The sequence below is a fragment of the Shewanella sp. SP1S1-7 genome (genome assembly GCF_031932105.1).
GTDB classification, from domain to species: Bacteria; Pseudomonadota; Gammaproteobacteria; order Enterobacterales; family Shewanellaceae; genus Shewanella; species Shewanella baltica.
Map to the genome: position 1 here is coordinate 47,586 of NZ_JAUOEU010000011.1, position 23,770 is coordinate 71,355.

18 protein-coding genes are annotated in these 23,770 nt (G+C 47.1%); 7 read left to right on the forward strand and 11 right to left on the reverse strand.

Annotation, left to right across the window (positions count from 1 at the left end; all coding sequences use genetic code 11):
- Positions 1–109: 109 nt before the first annotated feature.
- Positions 110–1,963, forward strand: a complete 1,854-nt coding sequence (locus Q4Q49_RS10785) for an autotransporter assembly complex family protein (RefSeq protein ID WP_311999333.1) — start codon at positions 110–112, stop codon at positions 1,961–1,963.
- Positions 1,960–5,994, forward strand: coding sequence for a translocation/assembly module TamB domain-containing protein (locus tag Q4Q49_RS10790; protein ID WP_311999334.1), 4,035 nt, complete (start codon positions 1,960–1,962; stop codon positions 5,992–5,994). The genes Q4Q49_RS10785 and Q4Q49_RS10790 overlap by 4 nt, the downstream gene beginning before the upstream one ends.
- 149 nt (positions 5,995–6,143) lie before the next feature.
- Here the strand turns inward: Q4Q49_RS10790 and rplY are convergent, their stop codons facing one another.
- A complete protein-coding gene (gene rplY / locus Q4Q49_RS10795; RefSeq protein WP_028760163.1) occupies positions 6,144–6,431 on the reverse strand; it encodes a 50S ribosomal protein L25 in 288 nt (95 codons plus the stop codon).
- A 303-nt stretch (positions 6,432–6,734) separates the two neighbouring features.
- Between rplY and Q4Q49_RS10800 the strand changes: the two genes are divergently transcribed.
- Entirely contained in the window at positions 6,735–7,169 is a 435-nt protein-coding gene (locus Q4Q49_RS10800) for a hypothetical protein (RefSeq protein ID WP_311999335.1), read from the forward strand.
- On the opposite strand, the gene Q4Q49_RS10805 is transcribed toward Q4Q49_RS10800, so the two are convergent.
- From Q4Q49_RS10805 to Q4Q49_RS10850, 10 genes are all read right to left on the reverse strand, one after another.
- Positions 7,120–7,668, reverse strand: a complete 549-nt coding sequence (locus Q4Q49_RS10805; RefSeq protein WP_311999336.1) for a DUF882 domain-containing protein — start codon at positions 7,666–7,668, stop codon at positions 7,120–7,122. The two genes, Q4Q49_RS10800 and Q4Q49_RS10805, sit on opposite strands and share 50 nt — an antisense overlap.
- 154 nt (positions 7,669–7,822) lie before the next feature.
- Complete coding sequence (locus Q4Q49_RS10810; protein WP_311999337.1) at positions 7,823–9,385, reverse strand: L,D-transpeptidase family protein; 1,563 nt, start codon at positions 9,383–9,385, stop codon at positions 7,823–7,825.
- Between the two features lie 220 nt (positions 9,386–9,605).
- A complete protein-coding gene (mdoH, locus tag Q4Q49_RS10815; RefSeq protein WP_300477601.1) occupies positions 9,606–11,789 on the reverse strand; it encodes a glucans biosynthesis glucosyltransferase MdoH in 2,184 nt (727 codons plus the stop codon).
- A gap of 23 nt (positions 11,790–11,812) precedes the next feature.
- The gene (locus tag Q4Q49_RS10820; protein WP_311999338.1) at positions 11,813–13,441 is read right to left on the reverse strand and encodes a glucan biosynthesis protein G; all 1,629 of its coding nucleotides are present in this window, start codon (positions 13,439–13,441) and stop codon (positions 11,813–11,815) included.
- Positions 13,442–13,932: 491 nt separating this feature from the next.
- Positions 13,933–15,330: an ATP-binding protein gene (locus Q4Q49_RS10825; protein WP_311999339.1), complete on the reverse strand. Its 1,398-nt coding sequence runs from the start codon at positions 15,328–15,330 to the stop codon at positions 13,933–13,935.
- Between the two features lie 84 nt (positions 15,331–15,414).
- Positions 15,415–16,074 carry a response regulator transcription factor gene (locus tag Q4Q49_RS10830; protein WP_006086413.1) on the reverse strand — a complete coding sequence of 220 codons (660 nt, stop codon included), beginning with the start codon at positions 16,072–16,074 and terminating at the stop codon, positions 15,415–15,417.
- A 34-nt stretch (positions 16,075–16,108) separates the two neighbouring features.
- Positions 16,109–17,017: an FAD:protein FMN transferase gene (locus Q4Q49_RS10835; RefSeq protein WP_311999340.1), complete on the reverse strand. Its 909-nt coding sequence runs from the start codon at positions 17,015–17,017 to the stop codon at positions 16,109–16,111.
- A gap of 130 nt (positions 17,018–17,147) precedes the next feature.
- Complete coding sequence (locus tag Q4Q49_RS10840) at positions 17,148–18,467, reverse strand: DUF3570 domain-containing protein (protein ID WP_226059066.1); 1,320 nt, start codon at positions 18,465–18,467, stop codon at positions 17,148–17,150.
- Between the two features lie 124 nt (positions 18,468–18,591).
- Complete coding sequence (locus Q4Q49_RS10845) at positions 18,592–18,810, reverse strand: DUF4266 domain-containing protein (protein ID WP_006081386.1); 219 nt, start codon at positions 18,808–18,810, stop codon at positions 18,592–18,594.
- Positions 18,811–18,813: 3 nt separating this feature from the next.
- A complete protein-coding gene (locus Q4Q49_RS10850; RefSeq protein WP_006086408.1) occupies positions 18,814–19,281 on the reverse strand; it encodes a TlpA disulfide reductase family protein in 468 nt (155 codons plus the stop codon).
- A gap of 386 nt (positions 19,282–19,667) precedes the next feature.
- On the opposite strand from Q4Q49_RS10850, the gene hyaA reads away from it, so the two are divergent.
- Genes hyaA through Q4Q49_RS10870 form a run of 4 tightly spaced genes read left to right on the forward strand, consistent with a single transcriptional unit; the run spans position 19,668 to position 23,770 of the window.
- Positions 19,668–20,804 (forward strand): nickel-dependent hydrogenase small subunit, encoded by a 1,137-nt coding sequence (hyaA, locus tag Q4Q49_RS10855; RefSeq protein ID WP_006081384.1) that lies wholly within the window; start codon positions 19,668–19,670, stop codon positions 20,802–20,804.
- 3 nt (positions 20,805–20,807) lie between these two features.
- Positions 20,808–22,511, forward strand: a complete 1,704-nt coding sequence (gene hyaB, locus Q4Q49_RS10860) for a nickel-dependent hydrogenase large subunit (RefSeq protein ID WP_006081383.1) — start codon at positions 20,808–20,810, stop codon at positions 22,509–22,511.
- Between the two features lie 19 nt (positions 22,512–22,530).
- Positions 22,531–23,205: a Ni/Fe-hydrogenase, b-type cytochrome subunit gene (gene cybH, locus Q4Q49_RS10865; RefSeq protein WP_006081382.1), complete on the forward strand. Its 675-nt coding sequence runs from the start codon at positions 22,531–22,533 to the stop codon at positions 23,203–23,205.
- Positions 23,206–23,212: 7 nt separating this feature from the next.
- A complete protein-coding gene (locus tag Q4Q49_RS10870; protein WP_006086407.1) occupies positions 23,213–23,770 on the forward strand; it encodes a HyaD/HybD family hydrogenase maturation endopeptidase in 558 nt (185 codons plus the stop codon).

A 23,770-nucleotide genomic window follows, 5' to 3' on the forward strand; every position in this document is an offset into this window, starting at 1 on the left:
CCTTAAAAAGTAGCGTCCTTTGTACCCATTTCATCGTGTAATTTCAATCATCTCCTTGCCTGTTGGTTTTATTCTGGCGACAATGATGCCACATCACAGGGACTATAAAGTGCAGCCATTTTTGCAAATCACCTCACATTACTTTCGTTTTTGCTTATTTCTGAGTCTGATTTCAGTCACATCCGTCGCTGCGGCGGCAGATGAATTTATTAAATTATCTGTCACAGGCGTGAATGAAGCTCTGCAACGTAACATAGTTGCGCACTTAGGCACCTTACCCGAATCCGAGGTGCAGCGCCGTGCCTTTCTGTTTAATGTCGATGACAATGTCAGCACAGCCTTAGAATCCATGGGTTACTATCATGGCGAAGTGGAAGAAAAACTGACGGAACATGACAAGGGACCGTGGGAACTGAAACTGGTGATCACTGCAGGCGAGCCAACCATAGTGCAATGGGTCGATATTAACTTCAGTGGCGAAATGCTCGATGATCGCGCCTTCGATCAATGGCTGGCAAAGGTCAACCTTAAGCCTGGCGATGTGCTAAACCACGGTGTGTATAGCGACGTAAAATCGCAGCTGGTCACCTTAGCTCTGGCCAGAGGTTACTTCGATGGCGAATTTACGGAATCACAGATTAAAGTTAACCGCGACATCAACACCGCGCAGGTAAGTTTGCATTTTGACTCTGGCAAACGTTATAAATTTGGCCAAGTCAGCTTCGAAGGCCATACTTTAGAACCTGAAATTTTAGAAAAACTTATCCCTTTTAAAGAAGGCGCTTCCTACTCGACTCGCCGTGTGGGCGCGTTGAATCGCCAGTTATTAGACACAGGCTATTTCGCCAATATTAAAGTGATCCCGCAAATCGACGGTGTCGAAGAGAGTCATATTCCTGTGCTGGTGGAATTAACCCCTAAGGCAAGCCACGCCATTGAGCTCGGTTTTGGTGGTGATATTGGCAAGACGGATCAAGCTTTCGACCCAAGAGTGCGCGTGACTTGGCGGACGCCACAAATCAATAAATACGGCCACTCACAGGAGACCAGCCTCGAATGGTCTCCAGATAGACCAAAGTTATTAACCACTTATACTATCCCCTTGACGCACCCCTTAGATGATCAATTGAAAATCCGCGTCGGTTTGCTACGGGACAAATACGGTGTGACCCAAGTGTATGACGCCGAGAATCGCGATTTTAGTAACACAGGTCAGCTTGAATCGACTAAATATCTTATTGGGCTATTACGCCAACAAAGACTCGAAAACCAATGGCTAATGAGTTATTCGCTTGAGGCTATTCGCGAAGAATATACCCAGTCTGATGTCGATTATATGCCGTCGTTTTATTTGGCTGGGATTAACTTTTCGCGGACAACGCGCGGGGATAATTCTCTCGATCCTAAATCCGGTTTTAGGCAGATTTACAGCCTAGATTATGCCGATCCCTATTTAGGTTCAGAAACCCGCTTAGCACGCCTTCAAGCCAAATTTAAATGGATTGATACCTTCTTCGACAATCACAGGATTGTTGCGCGTATCGATTTAGCCGCCAACTTAGCCAACGAGAATGATCTGGCTTCTATCCCGCCTTCGCTGCGCTATTTTGCCGGTGGTGATCAAAGTGTACGGGGTTATGGTTATCAAGAATTGGGTCCCTATTTAGATTATGTCGCAGATGATGGCAAAACCAATCGCGAGGTCATAGGTGGCCGCTATTTAATGGTCGGCAGTTTAGAATATCAATATTATGTGACCCCCACTTGGCGAGTCGGTACCTTTATCGATGCGGGTAACGCCTTCGATAATAATCAATTTGAACCTGTTGTCTCTGTCGGTGGCGGTATCCATTGGATCTCCCCCATCGGCCCAATCAAACTGGATTTAGGGGTTGGATTGAAAGAAACCGATACCATTGAAAGATCATGGCGTATTCACCTGACCATGGGGACAGACCTATGAGCCAGCCCCCAGAGCATAATAAGCCACCCGAACAAGACGCCGTAGACAGTCCCATCACGGAAGTCACTGAAGCCATTGCGACCTCTGTCAGCCAATCGGTGTCATTCATCCAAAAACTGTGGCGACAGTTCAAACTCTGGACTCGGATTATCATCTATGTGCCATTAGGACTTTTAGTATTAATCGCCCTATTACTCGGCACTGAGTTTGGCTCGCGCATCACAGTGGGCTTAGCCGATCAGTTTGTGCCCGATCTTGATCTCACTTACACCTCAGGCTCCATTAATAAAGACTTAGCCCTGTCCCATGCGTCTTGGTCTATGGCTGGCATCAAGGTGCAACTTGAGGATCTGCATTTACTGTGGCAACCCGCCTGTTTACTACAAAAACGTTTATGTGTGAATGGCTTATCTGCGGCCAAAGTCGATGTGACTATTGATACCTTAGCCCTGTCTGCCGACACAAACGAAACCCCGATAGTGCCGCTCGATGAAGCGCCCAGCGAGCTGCAATTACCCTTTGATATTGAGTTAGATTCCGCGGAACTCAACGCTGTGAATATCCAAGTGGATGAGATGCAATTTACGGCCAATCGCCTAAACGCAGAGGCAAAGTGGCTTGCCGAAGGCTTGTCGATTAAGCAGCTTTCCAGTGAAGGATTGTTCGTGCTGATCCCCTCAGCAACCGATACCGCACAAACGAACCAAGCTGCAACTACGACGGCTTCTAACGCCGACATAGCTGCGAGTACGACACCCGACACAGCGACCAGCGCAGCCAGCACAACAGCCAATGCAACGCCTGATCCATCGGCCAACTCGCCGGCAAAAGACAAGCCAGCAAAAGACAGTAGTGTAGAGTGGGCTCTAGCGCATTTGCCACAAGTGTTTATGCCTTTTCCTGTGACGGTTAATGCCCTCACGCTTGATAACACCACGCTGCAAATCGGCGATCGTAAAGATGTCTTTATCCATGCCGAGCTGCAAGGTCGTTTCCGCGAATATCAATTGACCTTAGATCATCTCGCCATCAGCCATACAGATGGCAACGCAGATATCACAGGCAGCTTAACGCTCGATAAAGATTATCCACTCGATTTAGAAGCCAACCTCACCCTTAACCAATTAGCCGAATTACCTGAGCTGACTAATCAAGTACTAGATGTAAAGCTGAGCCAAAGCTTAGGGCAACTAAAAGTCAACGCTGTCGCCAAGGGCGATGCCGACTTCACGCTAGATGGGCAGATAACACTTCGCGATCCAAGCCTGCCCTACAAGGTAAAACTTGAACAGACACGGCTGCAGTGGCCGCTAAAAAGCCCTGAATACTCAGTCAGTGATGTGGCACTGGAAAGTCAAGGCGATCTCAATCGTCAAGAAGCGAGCCTTAAAGGTCAGCTGACGACACCGTTCCACAAAGTACTCGCCATAGACACTAGCCTTCAGCATCAAGATGTGAAGTTAACCATTAATAATCTTGATGCAACGGGCGCGATTGGTCAGGTCAAGCTCACGGGCGAACTCGATTATCAAAAAGCCATTCGCTGGAACGCCAATCTCTGGCTCAATGACGTCAAACTGCAGGAAGTACAACTACCACAAACGGATACGGCGCAAACAGCAACAGGTCTACCGGACAGTTTGATTTCAGGAAAATTACACACTCAAGGCTCATTTGCTGATCCTCGCTGGCAAGTCTCCCTGAACGACACAGAACTCACGGGCACTCTGCAAGGTTATCCCTTCGATATCACAGGGGATATCAATGTGAATGATTCCCTGTATGTCAGTGCTAAGGGGTTAAACGCCAAAGTACTGGGCTCAACTCTGACACTCAAAGGCGAAGCTAACGCCAATTGGGATCTACAGGGTGAGCTGCAAGTGCCCGACTTCGGTCTGTGGTTGCCTAAGGCCAGCGGCCAATTGCAAGCGCAAATTAATGTCACAGGGGATGAGAAGCACCCACAAGTTGAACTCACCGCCCAACTCGCTGAACTGTTTTATCAAAATATTAAGCTGCGAGAATCCAACTTAAAGGCCTATTACAAGCCGCTAGAACAACATGAATTTGCTATCTCGCTGAAATCGAAAGCCTTACAGATTGCGGATCAGAATTTAGATACTGTAACGCTCGGGGCGAAAGGCACGATTGACGCTCAAAAGCTGACCCTGAATGCCACGGGCGATCTTGGCCTCGATACCACAGTGAGCAGTCAATACGATGTGAAAAAGTCACGGCTACGGCTCAATGTCGAACGTTTAAATCTCAATACCCCCGTTGGCCTATGGCAGCTCGACAACGCCATTAATCTCGCTTGGGACCAAAACAAGAATCAGGGCAGCATCACACCGTTTTGTCTCATGAATCCGAACAGCCGTATCTGTCTAAACAGTGAGACGGCCATAGGCAAAAAAGGCAGCGCGCAGGTGAGCTATTCGGGTAATCCGGGGCAATTACTCGTACCGATATTGCCAACGAATATGCGCTGGGATGGCCCCGCCTCATTGTTAGCCAATTTTGCTTGGGCTGCGGGTCGTAAACCCACAGCCGATGTGGACTTTGATTTTGCCCCCGGCAGTATAATGCTCAAGCGGGATAAGAATCGTGAAGTCACCATTAATTACCAACATCTGTCATTGCTGGCGACCTTAGATGCTAAACGGCTTGCAACAGTATTAAATTTTGAATCTGAAGGCGTGGCCAGTTGGCAGAGTGAGATCAACGTCAATGTCACCCCAGACCGCACGCTCTCAGGTTTTGCCAATATCAAACAAATCAACTTACAACCACTGGGAGAATTTTTCCCGCAGCTAAATACGGTACAAGGCTTGCTGACCAGTCAGCTTAACTTTGCGGGTAGTCTAGAGGCGCCGGAAGTATCGGGAAGCATGGCCTTAACGGAGGGCTCCTTAGCCCTGACGGCAAACCCGACACTAATCGACAAAATTGACCTGTCAATGTCGTTCGCGGGTCAACAAGCCCAGCTCAAAGGCCGCTGGATGATGGGTAATGGTTTGGGCAGGGTAAATGGTCAACTGCAATGGCCCCAAGGTCAATTTAGTGGCGAATTAGCCCTCGAAGGCGATAAGCTCGCCGTGATCCAACCGCCACTGGCTATCCTCGATGTTTCACCCGATATCAATTTAAGCTTCAATAGTAAGCAACTGGCAGTAAAAGGAAAAATTGCAGTCCCTTCTGGCAATATTAAAATTGTGCCATTAGCAGAAGGCGGTATCGCCACCTCAGAGGACGTGGTCTTTGACGATTCCATTGCCGCTATGCAACCTAAAACCAGCCCCTATGCCGTCGTAGCCGATCTGAATATCAGTGTAGGCAACGAGCTCAGGATTGATGGCATGGGCCTCAAAGGTAAGCTGCAAGGAACCTTAAAGCTGCAACAACAAGCGTTCCGCCCACCTTTGCTCTTCGGTAATATCAAGGTCAATCAGGGCAGTTACAAATTTATGGGCCAAACCCTGAAGATCCGTACCGGCGAAGTGCAGTTTGTGGGGCCAACGTCAGTGCCAAACTTAAATATTGAGGCAATACGCGAGATTAAGAGTGAAGACTTAGTCGCAGGTGTGCGCGTTACTGGCACTCCCGCCCGCCCTGTGGTGACCCTGTTCTCTAACCCCGCTAAAGAGCAGGCTGAAATCTTGTCTTACATTATTAAAGGCAGTGGTTTTAACAGTGCCAACAATGAGCAAAATAACTCGTTGATGATGGGCGCGGCCTTAGGTTTAGGCTCGCAGGTGGGCGGCGGCGCAATAAATAATATAGGTAATACCGCGACCGGATTAATAGAAGAGTTTGGTTTCTCTAACGTGCAACTCGACACCAACGATGAAGGCCGTGTGGCGATCAGTGGCTTTATCGGCGAGAACTTGATGGTGAAATACGGGGTAGGCGTGTTTAACCCTGGCTATGAGATGACGGTCAGATATTACCTGCTCTCACAGCTTTATCTCGAAACCGTATCGGGTACTTTAGGGCAATCTCTTGATATCTATTACAACTTTAATATCAAGTAGCAAGATTAAGACTCGGGTGGAGTGTCGATACACTCTGCCTATCTATGATAAGTCTTTGGCAACAATAAAATGAGTCACGCCGATCCATCAGATAAAAATCAGCCACAAAAAAAGCGCCCTTAGGCGCTTTTTTGCTTCAGTTACGACAATTAAGCGTAAACGAAGTCAACATGTTCAATGATTGGCTTGAACACGTGGCGTTGCATAGCTTGTGCGCGTACACCCACTTCTTTACCATCAACAACGATAGTCAGAGTTGAAGTGTAGAAATCAGCGTTAGCTTGAATGTTGATGATATCTTTGTGATCAAAAACAATAGAAACTGGCTCTTTGCCTTGGCCATAAATAACAGCAGGAACTTTACCAGCATGGCGTAGGCGGCGGCTCGAACCTTTCCCTATTTCAGTGCGGGTTTGTGCTTGGATAGTGTAAGACATGTGTTTCTCACTTAAATTTAGAGTAAAAAGTTGCCGACATTTTCGACCAATGACGGCTCATATAAAGCGCGCGAATACTAACATAGATACCCAAGGCACACAAGAATCCTACACCCCACCAATTTTTAAGCCGCGGCGTTAGTAAAAAAGGTAGCTATTTATCAAATTGAAGAACTTGTATCTTGACTGTTACAGCTGAGAAAAGGCTTTGATCTCAAACAAAAAACACGCGATCTAGATCACACTGGGAAATTGAGAAGCCTGATAAGCTCGGGCAAATTTCGATAACTGCTGTGTCAAAAAATGCGTCATGCGCTATACCAGTTACAACAAGAAAACAGACTTTCATGCCAACTGGCCCGTGAACTCGTCTCACTTATCGAAACCGTTCCTTACCAGCAAAATACCCTCGAATTAAAATTTTTAGAATTGCTTGCCTGTACCCAACAGAAAAACCGCAGCTTGATTTTACTCATGCAAGTCATTGAGTCGGTCGACATTGAGTTACAAAGGCAAAGGCAGTATCAATTCTCACAACATTTGAGTTTATTGATTTGTGATTGGCAACAGCATAGAGAAATGAACAAGCTCAACCAGCAATTTATCCCGCTGCTGAGGCATTACCTGACAGAGTCTCAAACCCTAGAGCAAGGATTCTATCAACGAGTCCAACAACAAATCATTCAAGCTACCAATGTCGTACTGGCCCACAATCGACATGCACAAAGCCAGAGCTAGGATAGTAACCCACGCCTCCGAGTTTTAGGGATAAAGCCGCGTCTCTGAGGGTTTTAAGCTTAACGCTTGGGATCGCGATATCCATAGCCATACCGCGCATGTGATAACTCTTTTTTGCCACGCCGCCACTGTTGCTCGCTAGCATGGCATTGGTTTTGGGTGAACGGTAACCAGAAATCACATGGATTTCATCGTCGACATTCAACGTCGTTTTAAGTGAATAGAGTAAATCGAATAAACGTTTATCCATGGGCGCTGCCACATTCTGACGGTGATCGCGCAATAAATGGCTGAAATCGTCTAATACCTTACTTTGATAATGACCATCAACCCAGTAACTGCCATCGTCGCGTTCACCGGTATGGCGATTAAACAAACTTAACTCACGGATCCCTTTGGTTGAACGACTGGCTACTGCTTTTGAGGGAATAAAAGAACATAATGCCACACCACTTAGGCCTAACAATAACTGCCTACGGGCAGGACATATCAAAGTCACATGATCACCTTTTGTATGCTTTTTGGTCACTAATCAAGCAAATTATACTGAATAGGCCCTAAGATCAAGTTTTGCCAACCCTATTCTGCCCACGATTTTAAAATGCTCTGCGAGTTCAATTTGTTATCTTAATTCTGCTTTATCGTGCAAAATCTTAATTGAGATCTAAAACCGTGGCAGGCACGGCATTCGTCAACTCAGCTTCTAAATGGTAAATGTCATTACGGTATTGCTCTTGCCCACTGTCATCTAGCCACGCAGTCCAATACACCAGATGCACTGGCAGCTTTTGAGAAAGTGAAAACCACTGGGGCTGCGTTACATCTGGGGCTAATTTGTCCCATAAACGCTTATCTTTGACTAAATGTTCCTTAAACCATTGAGCTAATTCAGTGACTTTTTCAATCCGAATACAGCCTGATGATAGTGCCCTATCATCCTTATTAAAGAGACTTGGCTCAGAAGTGCCATGCAAATAAACACTAAAACTGTTATCAAAGTGGAGCTTATATTTGCCTAATGCATTCTTCGCCCCTGGGCGTTGCACTAGCTGATAGGGAAACGAAGTGCTAGCTAAAGCCTGCCATTTTTCTGGCATGTGTTGCACCAATTGACCGTTATAGTTATACACATCAAATTGGCGTTCATTAAGATAATGACCATTTCGCCGAATTTGCGGCAGGATATCTCGGCGTAAAATGCTGCTTGGCACTCGCCAACTGGGATTGAGGACCACGCTGGAAATCTGGCTATCCAGCAGCGGGGTTTGCCGTGAAGACTTGCCCACTATTACTTTGGAATTAAGCACTGTGGTGCCATTATCGACTAAGGTCATTTCAAAGGCAGGCACGTTAATCAGCAAGTAGCTTGGCTCCAACTTACGTTCAAACACTCGTTGCCGAATGGTATTTTTAGCCAGTAAGACAGCCCTAGCCTTTGGTGATTGATTCAGCCAATACATGGTCTGCTTACCAATCACCCCGTCTTGTTTTAACCCATGCCTGTGTTGAAAACGTTTAACACCAACCACCAATTCTTCGCCATAGACAAGGTTCGTTGTTGCTTCTGTTTCTAAATCATCCAAAAGCCACAAACGTTTAGCTATGATATCAAGGAGTGGATGGCTCATTCCGGCCGTTAACTTTTCATCCAACACTAAGGTTTCCCAAGGCTCAGTCGCATCCAATTGCACTAAATGGGCGACTTGTTTTAGCACCCTCTGATATTGAGCATCCGTTGGAATAACGGTTAATACTGTGTCTACAGGTGCGCCGTTATTACATTGCGCAAAGGTCTTGATATAACGCCAGTAGCCCGTCACATCAGCTTTAACCCGCGCCACATCAGCCGCTGATAAGGTATTTGGTGATAGCGTTAATTCACGATAATGCAGACCAAAAACAGGATTAACGCCTGCAAGATCCAGCAACAACACCTGTTGTACGAGTGCCGTAAGTGGCAAGACTGCATCGGGCTCAGCCTCTTTACCCTCTGTACTTGGCTGCACATGCTGCATGCTTGGCTGTACGCTAATACTGGGATCAGATGAAATGGCTTGAGTCTCGTCGGCGGCTATCGCCAACGTCGTTAACATAATAGGAAACCAGGCAATAACACTCAGCACTAACAGTCCCAAACAGCGACTCATGGGCATACGTTTAATTTGCGATGCGCGTACAAAGCGGGGGAAATACTGGATTATCTTGTGCAATACCATAAATACTCCCTTCGCTATTTAAGGTCAGCTGAAAACCAGCGATCATGTCAGTCATGTAATACGACTATTCCATGGGGATCAGTGAATTACTAGGGGAAAACTGCAGATTATGAAAAGAAAAAATGCCACTGAGGTCGTCAGTGGCATTTTCATTATCATAACCAACTTCATTTATGAGCAAATGCTGCGCTAATGATGGTTGGCTATGTGTTGATATTTGTTAGCAAAAAGACACCAGATCTTCTTCAACAAACTGCTCGGGTAATTTCTGCAAGCTACGTAACATCAAAGGATTCGCTAATACCATCGCCATTTCTTGGCGATTCAATACAGCTAATGCGCTCTGTTGGCAACGAGCCTCATGCACTTTCACATGCACTATCGCTTCCATCGCTTCAATCGGAGTCCCCGCAGCGCGCAAAGGCTGTTTATCTACCATAGCCAAATGCAATTCCATCAACTCAGGGTCTTTAAGCACCTGTGCTAATGTCCAAGGCTCAGCAATGTGTTCTTGGTAAGCGGCACGCGCTTCCTGTGCTTGCAAGCAAATCTTTGCAGGATTACGCTCTTCAGGCGTCGCAAGAATACCCGCACGCTTGAACACTTCGCCGATTTTAACAGAACCCGTCCATGCTGAAATAGGCACGGCAATCCACAGACCAATCAAGGCTGGGCTCATCCAAGCTAACAAGGTCAGAGAATCCAAAATAGCTGCATAACCTAACATCACACCTGCCAGCATATGCCAACGGTGACGATAGATTAACGTCATCCAAGGCATACTGCCGTCATCACGACGTTGCGGCGACCAACCACTGTCGCGGCCCATCAGAATTGACATCACCGCACCGCAATGGATGAACATCATGATAGGTGCGATCAGCGCTGAGAGTATGACCTCAAAGATCACACTGAATATCGCTTTAATCCGGCCGCCAACACTGCGAGCAAACTCGCCGTCTTTAAGCAGCAACAAGACACCGAATACTTTAGGGCCGAACAAGACGCCCATAGTAATGTAGAACAATCTCAATGCCCTATCCGAGTCCATGATGGGCCAAGTGGGGAACAGTGAAAATTGATCGGTGAAATATTCAGGTCGAATAAAGTGTGCCTGCAGGGCTAACATCAAACCGGTCAAAATCAACATCAACCAGAAAGGTGATGATAAATAGGCCATGATGCCCGTCAGTAAATGCAAACGGCTCACCCAGTGCAGACCTTTAGTCGGCAAAATACGTGAATGCTGCAAGTTACCTTGGCACCAGCGGCGATCACGTACCGCTAAGTCGATAATTGACGGTGGACATTCTTCGTATGAACCGGGTAAGTCATAGGCAATAACCACACTCCAGCCGGCACGGCGAATCAACGCCGCTTCAACAAAGTCATGGCTCATGATATGACCACCAAAAGGCGGCTTACCCTTAAGGTTGGGTAATCCGGCCGCGGTCATAAAGGCTTCGGTACGGATAATGGCGTTATGGCCCCAGAAGTTACCTTCTTTTTGTACCCACCAGCCTAAACCGGTACCTATTACGGGGCCATAAATACGCGCCGCAAATTGCTGTAAACGCGCCATTAAAGTGGTGCCGTTGATCAGCGACGGAATCGTTTGGATTAAGCCCGCATCAGGGTCGGCCTGCATACGCTGGGCCAAACCTGTGATGGTTGATGACTCCATTAAGCTGTCGGCATCAAGCACTAACAAGTGATCATAGCGCGAACCCCAACGGCGGCAGAAATCCGCCACGTTACCCGCTTTACGGGCGACGTTTTTACGACGACGACGGTAATACACCCGCGAGTGTTTATGGGTTTCTTGACGTAACACCAAAAAAGCCTGCTCTTCGAGCAAGGCGATATCAGGATCTGTAGTATCACTTAAGATAAACCAATCAAAAGCATGACCATGACCCGTTTGCGACAAGGTTTCTGCCATCACAGAGACCGCCGAAAATACCCTGTCTGGGGATTCGTTATAGGTCGGCATTAAGATCGCAGTGCGCGTATGCAGCTCAGTCACTTGCAGATCTTTTGCCCGCGGTTTGCGCAGCAAAATTAAAAAACCCGCAATACCACTACAGAACGCTAAGGCGATCCAACAAAAGTTGACCGCAAATAACGCCAACACGAGATATTCAAGTGGCGTAATTCCGCCAATGCTAAATACCGCGCCCATTTCATAAATAGCGAATAAAGACAGTAATAAAGCACCGCCAACCACTAAGAAGCGGCGCGAAGCACGCGAACGTACTCCATTCGCCACTGTACTACGGCGAGGGAATCCCTCTGGCATCTTACTTAAATTTTGGGGTTCCATAGCGCCAGGCCGTTCATTAGGCATAGCACTACCACCCACGAGGACTTCCGTCTCGAGTACCGAGTTTTCGGATACAGTCATATCATGTTGCTCCGTCATGAACCTTACAGCGTCCAGCGATAGAGCCAGGTTTCAACCTGACGAGGAGTTGGGAACTTGAGTTCAGCGCGCAGTTCGATAAGTTCTTTATCTTCTGGCTCTAATTCAAAAGCTAAGCGATAGCCATTTTTGGCTGCATTACGGGCAATCACCACATTGGTGACCACACCACCAGACGCTTCTACTTTAGCAACTGGCATTTCATCTGTCATCGGACCTTCAATTTGATAGTCGACCACAAATAAACGTCTTGGTGTTGCTTTAGCGATATCGGCACGGCCACTGGCAGAGCGAGACACATGCACAGCACCGACTTTAGCCGCGGGTTCTTCACCCCAGCTCATGCGATAGGCAAAGTGGAATTCACTGCCCGCAGGAATAGGCTGACGAGGTTTCCAGTAGCTAACGATGTTGTCATGAATTTCAGACTCAGTCGGAATTTCAGTCAACACCACAGAACCTTGGCCCCAGTTGCCCACAGGCTCAATCCACAGACTTGGGCGACGTTCATAATGTGCTTCTAAATCTTGGTAAGACGCATAATCACGCTCACGTTGGATCAAACCAAAACCCTGTGGCGAGTTGTCAGAAAACGCACTGACCTGTAATTGACGAGGGTTAGCCAATGGACGCCATAAATGCTCACCACGGCCGTTTAACATCAATAAACCGTCAGAATCATGCACTTCAGGTCTAAAGTCATCGGTATCGTGACGACCATTGAGTGAGTGCAGGAACATGCTCGTGCTGGGTGCTAAACCAACTTTGCTCAGCTCAACTCGTGGAAACAGCGTCGCTTCGACATCAATCAAAGTGTTATCACCAGGACGGACAGAGAAAGTATAAGCACCCGCCACACTTGGGCTATCTAGCAAGGCATGCACGACAATCAGGTTGCTGTCATTGTATGGACGTTCAACCCAGAAGGCGCGAAATATTGGGAATTCTTCCCCTTCGGCATCGGCGGTTTTAAGCGCTAAACCACGTGAAGATAAACCATAGGCGTTACCTTTACCTAAAGCGCGGAAATAACTCGCACCTTGGAACACCATAAGTTCGTCAAACACGCCGTTAGTATTCAGTTGGTTATGAATGCGAAAACCTGAGTAGCCAATGTCGTCATTGGGTAACGCTTGAGTAATCACTTCACCCGCGGTGAAATACTTAGGCTCGTAGGCTAAGTGCGTTGCGTTTTGACCTTCCACAATCGCAATCTCGATCAGATCTTGGAAATAGAAGCCACGGTGGAACATTTGCATTTGAAAAGGCACGCCCTGATCACGCCAAATAGACGCAGTCGGGTTAAAACGAATATCACGGTATTCATCGTATGACAATTTAGCCAAGCCGGCCGGTAACGGGTCTTTAAGGGCCACATACGGTTTCGCTGCCAAACGTTTTGCAATCTTCACCACAGTATCGCTATCGAAAGCGCCTGTTTTAGTAAATCTCACTTGATTTTTTGTAGCGGGCTGAGAAATCACTTTCGGCGGAGTTACCACAGGAACTGTCTCGGCGGGTTTTGTCTCTTCAGCGAACGCGACACCAGACAGGGCGACAACAGCGCCTAGCGTCAGTGAACAAATGAGTGACGAATAAGGTTTGGACGATGGGCAACGCAACAAGCTAACCATAGATAGGTAACCTAAAAAATAAACTAAGAAATCAATGTTTTTTATGTATACAGTGAATTTTTTTCACCCTCGCTTAGGGGCGAAAAAAAACAGTTGCTTACATATCGCGAAAGATATCAGAAGGAGAAAAAAACTCATAAATAAAGATGCAGTTAACCCCTTCTACACAATACTATTTGAGAATAAGTTTATACCTAAAAGGAATATAAAAATAACATTATCATGCATATTTCTGCTTTCACAGTTACAAAAGCAGGTTAAGTGATCCAAATGCTACATTTTTGAAAGTAAAATGAGACTTTTTAAAGTCTCAACTTAGTGTGGATGATCTTAGATGAAAAAACGCAATTAGCGAACCAATCTGTTGGTAAACCTAAGGATTTTTTCTAAAATAGCAGACAAACGCACAATTACACTCACCCAAATGTATCAAAACCACTGAGGTGATGTCACTTAAACTGCGGATCTATTTTAAGATGTTAACTTCTGAACTATTGCGGCAAAAAAAGAGTCACAGATAATCCGCCCTTCTCCCTTGGCGCTATCACTAAACGGCCTTGGTGCAATTCAATGATGTGATGGCAGATAGACAAACCTAAACCCGCACCTATGCCTTCATTTTCATTCACACGATAAAAACGCTCTGTGGCATTAGCAATCTGCTCCTCTGTCATACCTTGGCCGCGATCCGCAATACAGATACTAATCTCATCACCCAGTGAATGGGCCGACACTGAGATTTCTGATTCCTGCGGGCTGTATTTGCAGGCATTTTCGATAATATTTTTTAGCACCAGCAGCAGATAAAAACGATCGCAAGTCACGGTCAGCTGGGGCGCGATATCGATATTCCATTCATAATCGGTGATTTGTGGCATCAATTGATTAAGCGCATCTTCAACCATGGGCAAGATAGCGTGGGATGACACATTGAGCTCATTTATTGAATCCACCCTTGCTAACACCAGTAACTGTTCAACGGTATGACTCATGTGCACCACGCCGGCATCAATCGCAGCCAGATGAAATTTCTGCTGTAGATCATCGTCAATCAGGCTCTCTAAACCGTGTTGATGTAATTTAATCACAGATAATGGTGTTTTCAGTTCATGGGCGGCATCGGCGCTAAAACGGCGCTCACGGGCAATGAATCTAGCTATGCTATTGATATATAAGTTTAATGCACGGCGAACGGGTACGAGTTCTTTCGGTAGTGACATAGTCAACGGCGTGAGATCGTTCGGCGCCCGCCCAATCAGCTCCCTTTCAAAGGTTTTTAACGGCCGGAACAATAGATAAAATAATAGGCTAACGATAAGTAGTGTCAAAGGCACCACAATCAAGGGCACGATAACCGCGTTATGCATGATTTGTGATACGAGCTCTTGGCGCACTTCATCCTGCTGAGCGGTGACAATCCAAACATGATTTTTGACCGAGAAAAAACTGAACACATGCCAGAGTTCACCTTCGAACACTTTCTTGTGATAACCCTGCACGAATCGGGTGATAGGTTGATGGCCAATATTGTCTGACAGCACTAAGGCTTCGCCCGCCTCACTCCAAATTTGAAACGCCAATTTATGCTCATAGGCGAGTTTCAGGGCATCGGCTTTTTCGGCAAAGGAACTGATCTGGCTATCGGGAACGTGGAGCACTTGCGGTCTCGCGGTACTCTGGGGCGTCGCACCGGGCTCAGTGTGATAAAACAGCTCCAGCATTTTCGCGGTTTGCAGCATTTGCGCATCGAAGAGTTCTTCAATTTGATGCTTAGAATCCCGAGTACTCAACCAGCTAGAGACAGCAACGGACACTGAAATACCTGACAAAATCAATAATGTCAGTACCAAACGCAGTGAATACACATCCAGCCCCTTTAATCGAATCACTTTAGTTTCCTAACGTTTTACCCTCAGCGAATGACTGAGGTATCAATACCCACAAACGTGAGTATTGTCACTTAATTCAGTGAATTAATTTATTTCAATCAAGGTATAGCCGATTCCACGCACGGTTTTAATCAGCTCATTGGCAAGTTTTTTACGCAGATGATGGATGTGCACTTCAATCGAGTTGCTGCCGACTTCATCCCAGCCATAGGTTAACTGTTCCAGTTGGCTGCGCGTCAATACGCGCCCTGCTGATTGTGCGAGTTCAAGCAATAATTGGAATTCACGCCGCGAAAGCAGCACATTTTGATCGCGAAAGGTCACTTCGCGGGTATTTAAATCAATGCACAGCGCACCAATAATCAAACTGTTGTGATCGAGCCCGTACTGGCGTCTGACAATGGCGCGAATACGCGCGGCGAGCTCACGTACATCAAAGGGTTTACCGAGATAATCATCGGCGCCCATGTCTAAGCATTCGAGCTTAGTGTCAAAATCCGTATTGGCGGTCAGGACTATTGTAGGAATTGACACCCCCTGCTGACGCCACGCCTTGAGTAAATCTTTACCGTTACCGTCCGGTAAACCCAGATCGAGCACTATGGCACTGAAGCTTTCATTTTTAACACCCTGTAATGCTTGCTGATAACTATTAAGGTGATCAACCTGCATGCCCAGCTTTGCCAAACTTAAGCAAATCCCTTGGGCTAATAACTCATTGTCTTCAACCAACATAATACGCATTCAATGTCCTTAACAGAGCCTTTTAAAAGAACCCTTAACGGAAAATACTAAACTTAACATCTTGTTGCTGTAAAAATGCTTCCGCATCTTGGCCCTGTAGCATGGCCATAGTCGCCAGCATTCCCGCGGTCACGCAGTTTGGCCCTAACACAGTCACGGAGCGCGGCGCCTGGACGACGGGATAGCCAGTGCGTGGATCGACAATATGGCCGTAACGCATTCCATCGACTTCAAAAAAGCGCCGTGTATCGCCGCTGGTCGCTAATGCGCCCTGACTGATCGCCAGTACATTGGCCGCGTGGTCGAGATGGCGAGGATCTTCAATGCCCACCTGCCATGGGTTCACTTTGGGCACAGGACAGGCGATATCGCCGCCAAAATTCACTAACACAGGAATATCTGGATAACATTCAGCCAACTCATAGGCGACTCTATCGACCGCATATTCCTTAGCAACGCCGCCAAAATCCAATTTCATTCCCGATGGCATCTCAATATGGTGCGAATCAAACTCGATACGCTCAAACCCCACTAAGGCTTTCGCGGCAAGTATGCGGGCATGTTCGGGCAATTGGGCTTTGGGATCAAAGCGCCACAGCTCCATTAACGGCCCTGCAGAGATATCAAATAATCCATCACTAAGCTGAAAACATTGTTTGGCAAAAGCCAATAACTGCCAGGTTTCTTCATCGATAAGCTGCTTATGACCATAGGCATGGTTTAATTGCCACAGACAGTTCTGTGCAATAAAGCGACTGTACTTATGTTCAATACGCAGCGCCTCAGTGACCGCCATATCTAACATATCGTCGGCAATATCGAGTTGATCGCATGCGATGAGTATTTCACAGGGACTCGCCATGGCTCTAAATTCGCCTACATAACCCCAATCACGGCGTTGCAGCGAATAAAGTGCGGTTTTTAGGGATGATGTCGACATCATAAATCACCTCTTTACATGGCACCCCACTGGGATTCAGCTTAAATAAGCTCAGGGGTAAATTGAGTATGGGTAGCTAAGCTACCCATACAGTTTAACGCCTTGCTATCTGAGTCAGTAGCATTATTTCGTATTAAAAAGAATAACTAAACTGTGCTGTTATTGCCTTCTGCGTCGGGAACAGATCAAAGTTTTGCAGCTCTCCTGGGATAGTCGTGCCGTTATTTTTCGGATCCTGTTGGTAATACTCTAAGCGATACGACATCTCATGACCGCCCGATAATCTATGACCAAATTTAATCCCTATCGTATAAGCCGACATATCACCGATACGATAATCGGCACTGGCAAACTCGGGCAGTGGCGCATCTGCCATCAAGAAAGGTTGATAGAAGTTAGCCGCCGTTTGTTGGTAATAACGTAGATGCAATTGACCGTAAAAATTGCCCGTAAAGTAATAACGGTAATGGGTTTCTAAGGTGTGCGATGTGAGATCCCAATCATCAGTATTATAACGATAGGAAAAATCCACTACGCCCGCATCCAACGCGCCTTTAGTCATCACGTAAAAGCTATGCTTCAAGCGAGCATCGGGGCGGCTTTCATACAAGAGATCCTGAGTGATGCCATTGTTATCCACCACACTGAGCACTTTGTAGGGATCGGTTAAATAGCCATTGACACTCGATAAGCCGTAATTGGCCTGCAACAACCAGCGCTGACTGAGCACTTGGGTGATGCCTAACATCATATCGGCCGTTTGCTTATTATCACTGCCACTTTGACGAGTCGCATCAAATGCGGTGCGGTAGGCGGCTTCACTGGCGAAGTTATCGCGAACCGCCATGGAGGATAAATCCACCGGACGTCCACCGACAGGATCGACCACATCGAAGCTGTAAGCTGTGCCTAAAAACAGTGTGGTGTTGTCTTTGTTAAAACCGCGCTCAATACTGGCATTGAGCCCCATTGACATATAATCGAATTCTTTTGAACCATAGACACCAGCGTTGACTTTCCAGTCAGGATTGAGCGCTTGGGCCCAATTAACGCTGCCTTGAACGCGGGTATCGTGGAACGTGTCATCGAGCGGTGTATCGCCCGCTGCCACACTGTATTGGCCATTGCCCGAAGGACGAGTAAAGGTTTGGCTGGTACTTTGAGCCACAGCGCCCGAAGCCGAGGCACCGGTTAAGCTATCGACCACCAGTTTGAGATCCAGCATGCTATCATCGCCAAAGGCTTTTTGTGCTGTACCTATGGCTTCAACGGCCTGTACTCGATCCTGTTCACCGTAATACATTAAAGCGGCATCGACCTTCCAGTCGTCAGCTTTTTTAGATAATTCAGTCGCGTGGCCACTTGTGGCAAACAATCCACAACTGGCTAAGGCTAACGCACCCGCAATCTGTTTCGATTGTCTTGCATTTATTTGATTCTTTTTTTGGGTCATAGCTGACAACACCTGTAGGTCACTTTCATCTATTCAATACCGCGGGATTTCGCCCCAGATTTTATTACATCTGCTCATCACATCTATTCGTTACATCTAAGGGCAACTAACACCAACGGAGAGTTTAGTTACAGCCACATCCACCACCGGCAAAGGCACGACCGCCGCTACTGCCTTCTTTACTAAAATAAATATGGTCATCGAGCGCCAGATCGAGCTTTTCACTGTCGAGCGCCATATCGGCGCGTGCCAACTGGCCTTTCTCCCACGGCTGCACCCCTAAATTTGAACAACCACTCAAACCTATAATGAGTGTGACTGCGACTAATGCGGGTTTAAGCATAAATTACTCCTTCAGTAAACTAACGAGCTCTTGCTCGTATTCAGCGGTTTTATCGGCATAAAAACCAACATGATGCTGCACTAACTGACCTTGGCGATTGAACATGAAACTGCTCGGCATACCCAGTAAATCGAAGCTGCGCGCGACATCACCTTCTGGATTGAAACGCACTGAAAAATTGGCGGGGACTTGTTTTAAGAATTCTTGGGCTAACTCGTTATCTGTATCTAGGTTGATTGCCACGACGGCCAAACCTTGATCTTGATACTTTTTTTGGATCTCATTCATCCACGGAAAGGATTTACGGCAAGGCCCACACCAAGAGGCCCAAAAATCGACATAAACGACTTTACCTTTAAACTCACTCAGGGAAACAGCTTGGTTTTGCGCGTTAAACACTTGGTGATCCAACGACGGTGCGGCTTGTACGCCAGCGGCCATTAAACTGAGTAACAACAATATTTTCTTCATAGAATATTCCGCGTTAACGATTACCTTTGAATCTATTAACTGAATCTTAAGGTTTTCTTAAACAAGCTGATATAAGCCCAATTAAGCCGTATGCACAAACTCCCCCCACTTAAGGTCGGCATTTTCAACAGCGCAACCTTAATAACATGAGCGCCGATTAAGTGACCGATTTCATCCAAAATGGCAAATATGAGACATTTTGTCCCATTAGGAAAAGTGAAATTAGATCTGCGTCATGTTAATTAAATGTCAAATTCAGTTCTATCACATCTCTTGAAAATTCTTGATATACATCAAGAATCTTTACACTCCAACGGCCTAAACTGACCCTGTCAATTATGTAAACCCTTACCAATTTACATTTAAATAACAAAAAAGGTTGACCCATGGACACACATGCAGCCCTATATGAACAGGGAAAGGCGCGCTTAGATGCGTTACGCCAATTCGCTCCCCGTCAACAACAATCGCTGATTGAGAAAATGCAACAGCACGGCATTAGCCGCCGTGATTTTATGAAGTGGAGTGCCATGGTGACGAGCATGCTCGCATTGCCGCTCCCCTTTAGTAACTTAGTAGCCGAAGCTGCCGAATTAGCCGACCGTGTACCCTTAATCTGGTTACACATGGCCGAATGTACTGGCTGCTCAGAATCCTTAATTCGTACCGATACCCCCAATCTAGATTCGCTGATTTTTGATCATATCTCCTTGGAATATCACGAAACCTTAATGGCTGCTGCGGGTTGGCAAGCCGAAGAAAACCTCGAAAATGCACTCGAAACCTACAAGGGCCGCTATTTACTGGCCGTTGAAGGGGCGATTCCGACCGCCAATAACGGCAGCTTCCTCACTGTGGGCTGTAAAGGTCACACAGGATTAGAAATCATCAAACATGCTGCAGAAGGCGCCGCCGCGATTATCTCTGTCGGCACCTGTGCGGCGTTTGGTGGCGTGCAAGCTGCCTATCCAAACCCAACGGGGGCGAAAGGCGTGCACGAAGTGGTCAGTAAACCCGTCATTAACTTAGGCGGTTGCCCACCGAGCGAAAAGAACATAGTCGGCACTTTGATGTACTTCATCATGTTCGGCAAATTACCTGCACTGGATATGTTTAACAGACCTAAATGGGCTTACGGCGCACGGGTACACGATAACTGTGAACGTCGCGGCCGCTTTGATGCCGGTGAATTCGTTGAAGAATTTGGCGATCACGGCGCGAAAGAAGGCTACTGCCTGTATAAAGTCGGTTGTAAAGGTCCTTACACCTACAACAACTGCCCTACCGAGCGCTTTAACCATCACACCAGCTGGCCAGTTCTCGCTGGACACGGTTGTATGGGCTGCTCAGAGCCTAACTTCTGGGATGACATGGCCGACTTTGAAAAACCCCTTGGCCGTCAACTCCTCCATGGATTGGATGCGACCGCAGATACTATTGGTGCGGTGATTTTAGGCGCGACTGTGGTGGGCATTGGAGCCCATGCCGTTGCCAGTATTTTTGCCAAACCGCTGGAGGAATAACCCATGAGCAAGCGCGTTGTTATCGACCCTATCACACGTATCGAGGGTCACTTACGTATCGAAGTTGAAGTTGATGAAAATAACGTCATCAGCAAGGCTTGGTCATCCTCCACACTCTGGCGCGGTATTGAAGTCATTCTCAAGGGCCGTACACCTATGGATGTTGGCCTTATTGTGCAACGTATCTGTGGTGTCTGTACCTATTCCCACTACCGCTGCGGCACTGAAGCAGTTGAGAACGCTCTGGGAATTCAAATTCCGTTGAACGCGAGATACTTACGTTCATTGATGCAAACCTCTTTATACATGCATGACCATATTGTGCATTTCTACCATCTACACGGTCTTGATTGGGTGGATGTGGTGTCTGCACTGAGCGCCGATCCGGCTAAAGCTGCACAAGTTGCGCTGCAATACACAGACAAGCCCATAGCCGCGGGTGAAGGTGATTTAAGAGCCGTGCAAGAAAGAGTCAAAGGCTTTGTCGAAACCGGTAAATTAGGCCCCTTTGCCAACGCTTATTGGGGTAATGGCACCTATAAATTTACTCCAGAGCAAAACCTTATCGCGCTATCTCACTATCTTAAAGCGCTTGAAGTACAACGTGTCGCGGCGGAAATGCTGGCCATCTTTGGCGGTAAATCTCCACATCCACAATCCGTTGTTGTTGGTGGTGTAACGTCGGTGCGTGACATGTTAAGCCCTGCTCGCCTGCAGGAATGGAAGCAAAAACATGCGACCGTGACTGACTTTATCCTGCGTGCTTATCAAGCGGATATCGTGATGGCGGCCGAAGCCTTTGGTACTGAGCCAAGCGTACTGGGCGGCGTGAATGTGAAAAACTTCATGGCGACCGATGACTTTGTGTTAGCCAATGGCGAATACATGTTCAATCAAGGCGTGATCATGAATGGCGACCTTGCCGGTGTCAGCGATGTAAACCCAGATCTGATTGCTGAAGACGTTAGCCATGCTTGGTATAGCGCCGATGCGCCGCAGCATCCCTATGACGGTACAACGATTCCTAATTACACTGGTTTTGTTGAACGCGATACCGTCTACGGCAAGCTGCCAACGCTGGATGGTGATGGTAAATACTCATGGGTGAAATCTCCCCGTTATCAAGGTGAACCCGTCGAAGTTGGTCCATTAGCCTGCCTATTGGTGAGCTATGCCCGTGGTAACAAAGTGGTTGTGGATTCGGTCAATGCCCTGCTTGCTCGCACAGGCTTACCCGTTGCCGCCCTATTTACCACTTTAGGTCGCACCGCAGCCCGTATGTTACAGACAGTTATCGTCGCCCAAGAAGGATTAAAAACCTTCGATGCGCTGCTGACGAATATCCAGTCAGATGAATCAACCTATGTGAAACCCAATATCGACCCGAGCAAAGAGTACATAGGTCACGCCATGATTGAGGCGCCACGCGGCATGTTAAGCCACTGGATCCGCATCAAAAATGGAGTGATTGAGAACTATCAAGCCGTAGTACCGACGACCTGGAACGCAGGACCTGTGGATGCCAACGGTAAAATGGGTCCCTATGAAGCCTCTTTAATTGGCTTGAAATTAGAAGATCCTACTAAGCCCCTTGAGGTGATACGTATTATTCACTCATTTGACCCTTGCATGGCGTGTTCTGTACACGTGATGGATTTTAAAGGTCAGGCATTGAGCGAATTCCGTGTCAGTCCCAATGGTCAATAATCGAGGGAGGGAACGCAAAATGAACCATTCTGCAACCCGCATTCGGACACTGGTTTTTAGTCCGGCAATACGGATTTTCCACTGGCTCAGGGCACTATCAATTTTAGTGCTAGTGATCACCGGATTCTATATTGCTTGGCCGTTTCTTGTGGCGCCTGAAAGTACGGATGTGCTCGTACAAGGCTGGATCCGCTTCGCGCATCTGATCTGCGGTTTTGTATTGACCGCCATCACCTTAGTCCGCTTCTACCTGTATTTTTTCAGTCGAAGCGACATTGAGCGGCGCTCATTTCGCGACGTGATGAGTGTAAAAAGCTGGATCACTCAGCTGAAATCTTACTTATGGATGGGTCACTTACATAAAGCGGGTGTATATGGACCGCTGCAATTTGTGACTTATGTAGCAATCTCACTGGTCGCTCTCGTGATATGTATAACGGGTCTGGTGTTGTACGCCAATGTGTATCACCAAGGTTTAGGTGGGATGCTTTGGGGCAGCGCCGCTTGGATTACGGCACAAATGGGTGGGCTGGCACAGGTTAGGATTTTCCATCACTACTTAACTTGGGCATTTGTTATCTTTGTGGTTATCCACGTCTATATGGCGGTTTGGTCAGGGATACGCTTCAAACATAACTCAGTTGACTCGATTGTCTCTGGCTATGACTACCCAAAGCCAGACTCACACCACTAGGAGTCCAATGAAGATATTGCTACTCGGTATTGGCAATGTCCTGTACGCCGATGAAGGCATCGGCGTGCATTTTGTCAATTATATAGCTGATAATTATCAGTTTACCCATGAGTCTCACCAGCTGAAGCTGCTCGATGGCGGCACCTTGGCTCAGGGACTTATCCCTATTATTTGCCAATATGATTATTTAATCGTGGTCGATACTGTCAATGCCAATGGCGTAGAAGCGGGCGAAGTCTACTTCTTCGATTTTGATAAGGCTCCGAAGGAAATCGACTGGCAAGGCAGCGCCCATGAAGTCGAAATGCTGCAAACCCTCAATATGATGGAAATGGTTGGCGACAGACCTAAGACCTTTGTGCTGGGCGTCACCCCAACCGTGCTTGAACCTATGGTGCTGGGTTTGACCCCTAAAGTTGCCGCCGCAGTGCCGTTAATGGAATCAAGCTTGTTATCCCACTTAGCCTCCCTTGGGTTCACTGCGACGCGTATTGCCGATCACAGTATCGACTCGCTGATCCCTGACTCTTATAAACGCGGCGTTACTACTGGTGAAAGTATATAG

Coding starts and splice junctions, on each gene's coding strand:
- Q4Q49_RS10810 (WP_311999337.1), bottom strand. CDS start 9,385: ATGGTATTGCACAAGATAATCCAGTATTTCCCCCGCTTTGTACGCGCA.
- Q4Q49_RS10835 (WP_311999340.1), bottom strand. CDS start 17,017: ATGATGTCGACATCATCCCTAAAAACCGCACTTTATTCGCTGCAACGC.
- Q4Q49_RS10870 (WP_006086407.1), top strand. CDS start 23,213: ATGAAGATATTGCTACTCGGTATTGGCAATGTCCTGTACGCCGATGAA.
- Q4Q49_RS10790 (WP_311999334.1), top strand. CDS start 1,960: ATGAGCCAGCCCCCAGAGCATAATAAGCCACCCGAACAAGACGCCGTA.
- Q4Q49_RS10820 (WP_311999338.1), bottom strand. CDS start 13,441: ATGGTTAGCTTGTTGCGTTGCCCATCGTCCAAACCTTATTCGTCACTC.
- Q4Q49_RS10850 (WP_006086408.1), bottom strand. CDS start 19,281: ATGAAGAAAATATTGTTGTTACTCAGTTTAATGGCCGCTGGCGTACAA.
- mdoH (WP_300477601.1), bottom strand. CDS start 11,789: ATGACTGTATCCGAAAACTCGGTACTCGAGACGGAAGTCCTCGTGGGT.
- Q4Q49_RS10800 (WP_311999335.1), top strand. CDS start 6,735: ATGCGTCATGCGCTATACCAGTTACAACAAGAAAACAGACTTTCATGC.
- hyaB (WP_006081383.1), top strand. CDS start 20,808: ATGAGCAAGCGCGTTGTTATCGACCCTATCACACGTATCGAGGGTCAC.
- cybH (WP_006081382.1), top strand. CDS start 22,531: ATGAACCATTCTGCAACCCGCATTCGGACACTGGTTTTTAGTCCGGCA.
- Q4Q49_RS10840 (WP_226059066.1), bottom strand. CDS start 18,467: ATGACCCAAAAAAAGAATCAAATAAATGCAAGACAATCGAAACAGATT.
- hyaA (WP_006081384.1), top strand. CDS start 19,668: ATGGACACACATGCAGCCCTATATGAACAGGGAAAGGCGCGCTTAGAT.
- rplY (WP_028760163.1), bottom strand. CDS start 6,431: ATGTCTTACACTATCCAAGCACAAACCCGCACTGAAATAGGGAAAGGT.
- Q4Q49_RS10830 (WP_006086413.1), bottom strand. CDS start 16,074: ATGCGTATTATGTTGGTTGAAGACAATGAGTTATTAGCCCAAGGGATT.
- Q4Q49_RS10845 (WP_006081386.1), bottom strand. CDS start 18,810: ATGCTTAAACCCGCATTAGTCGCAGTCACACTCATTATAGGTTTGAGT.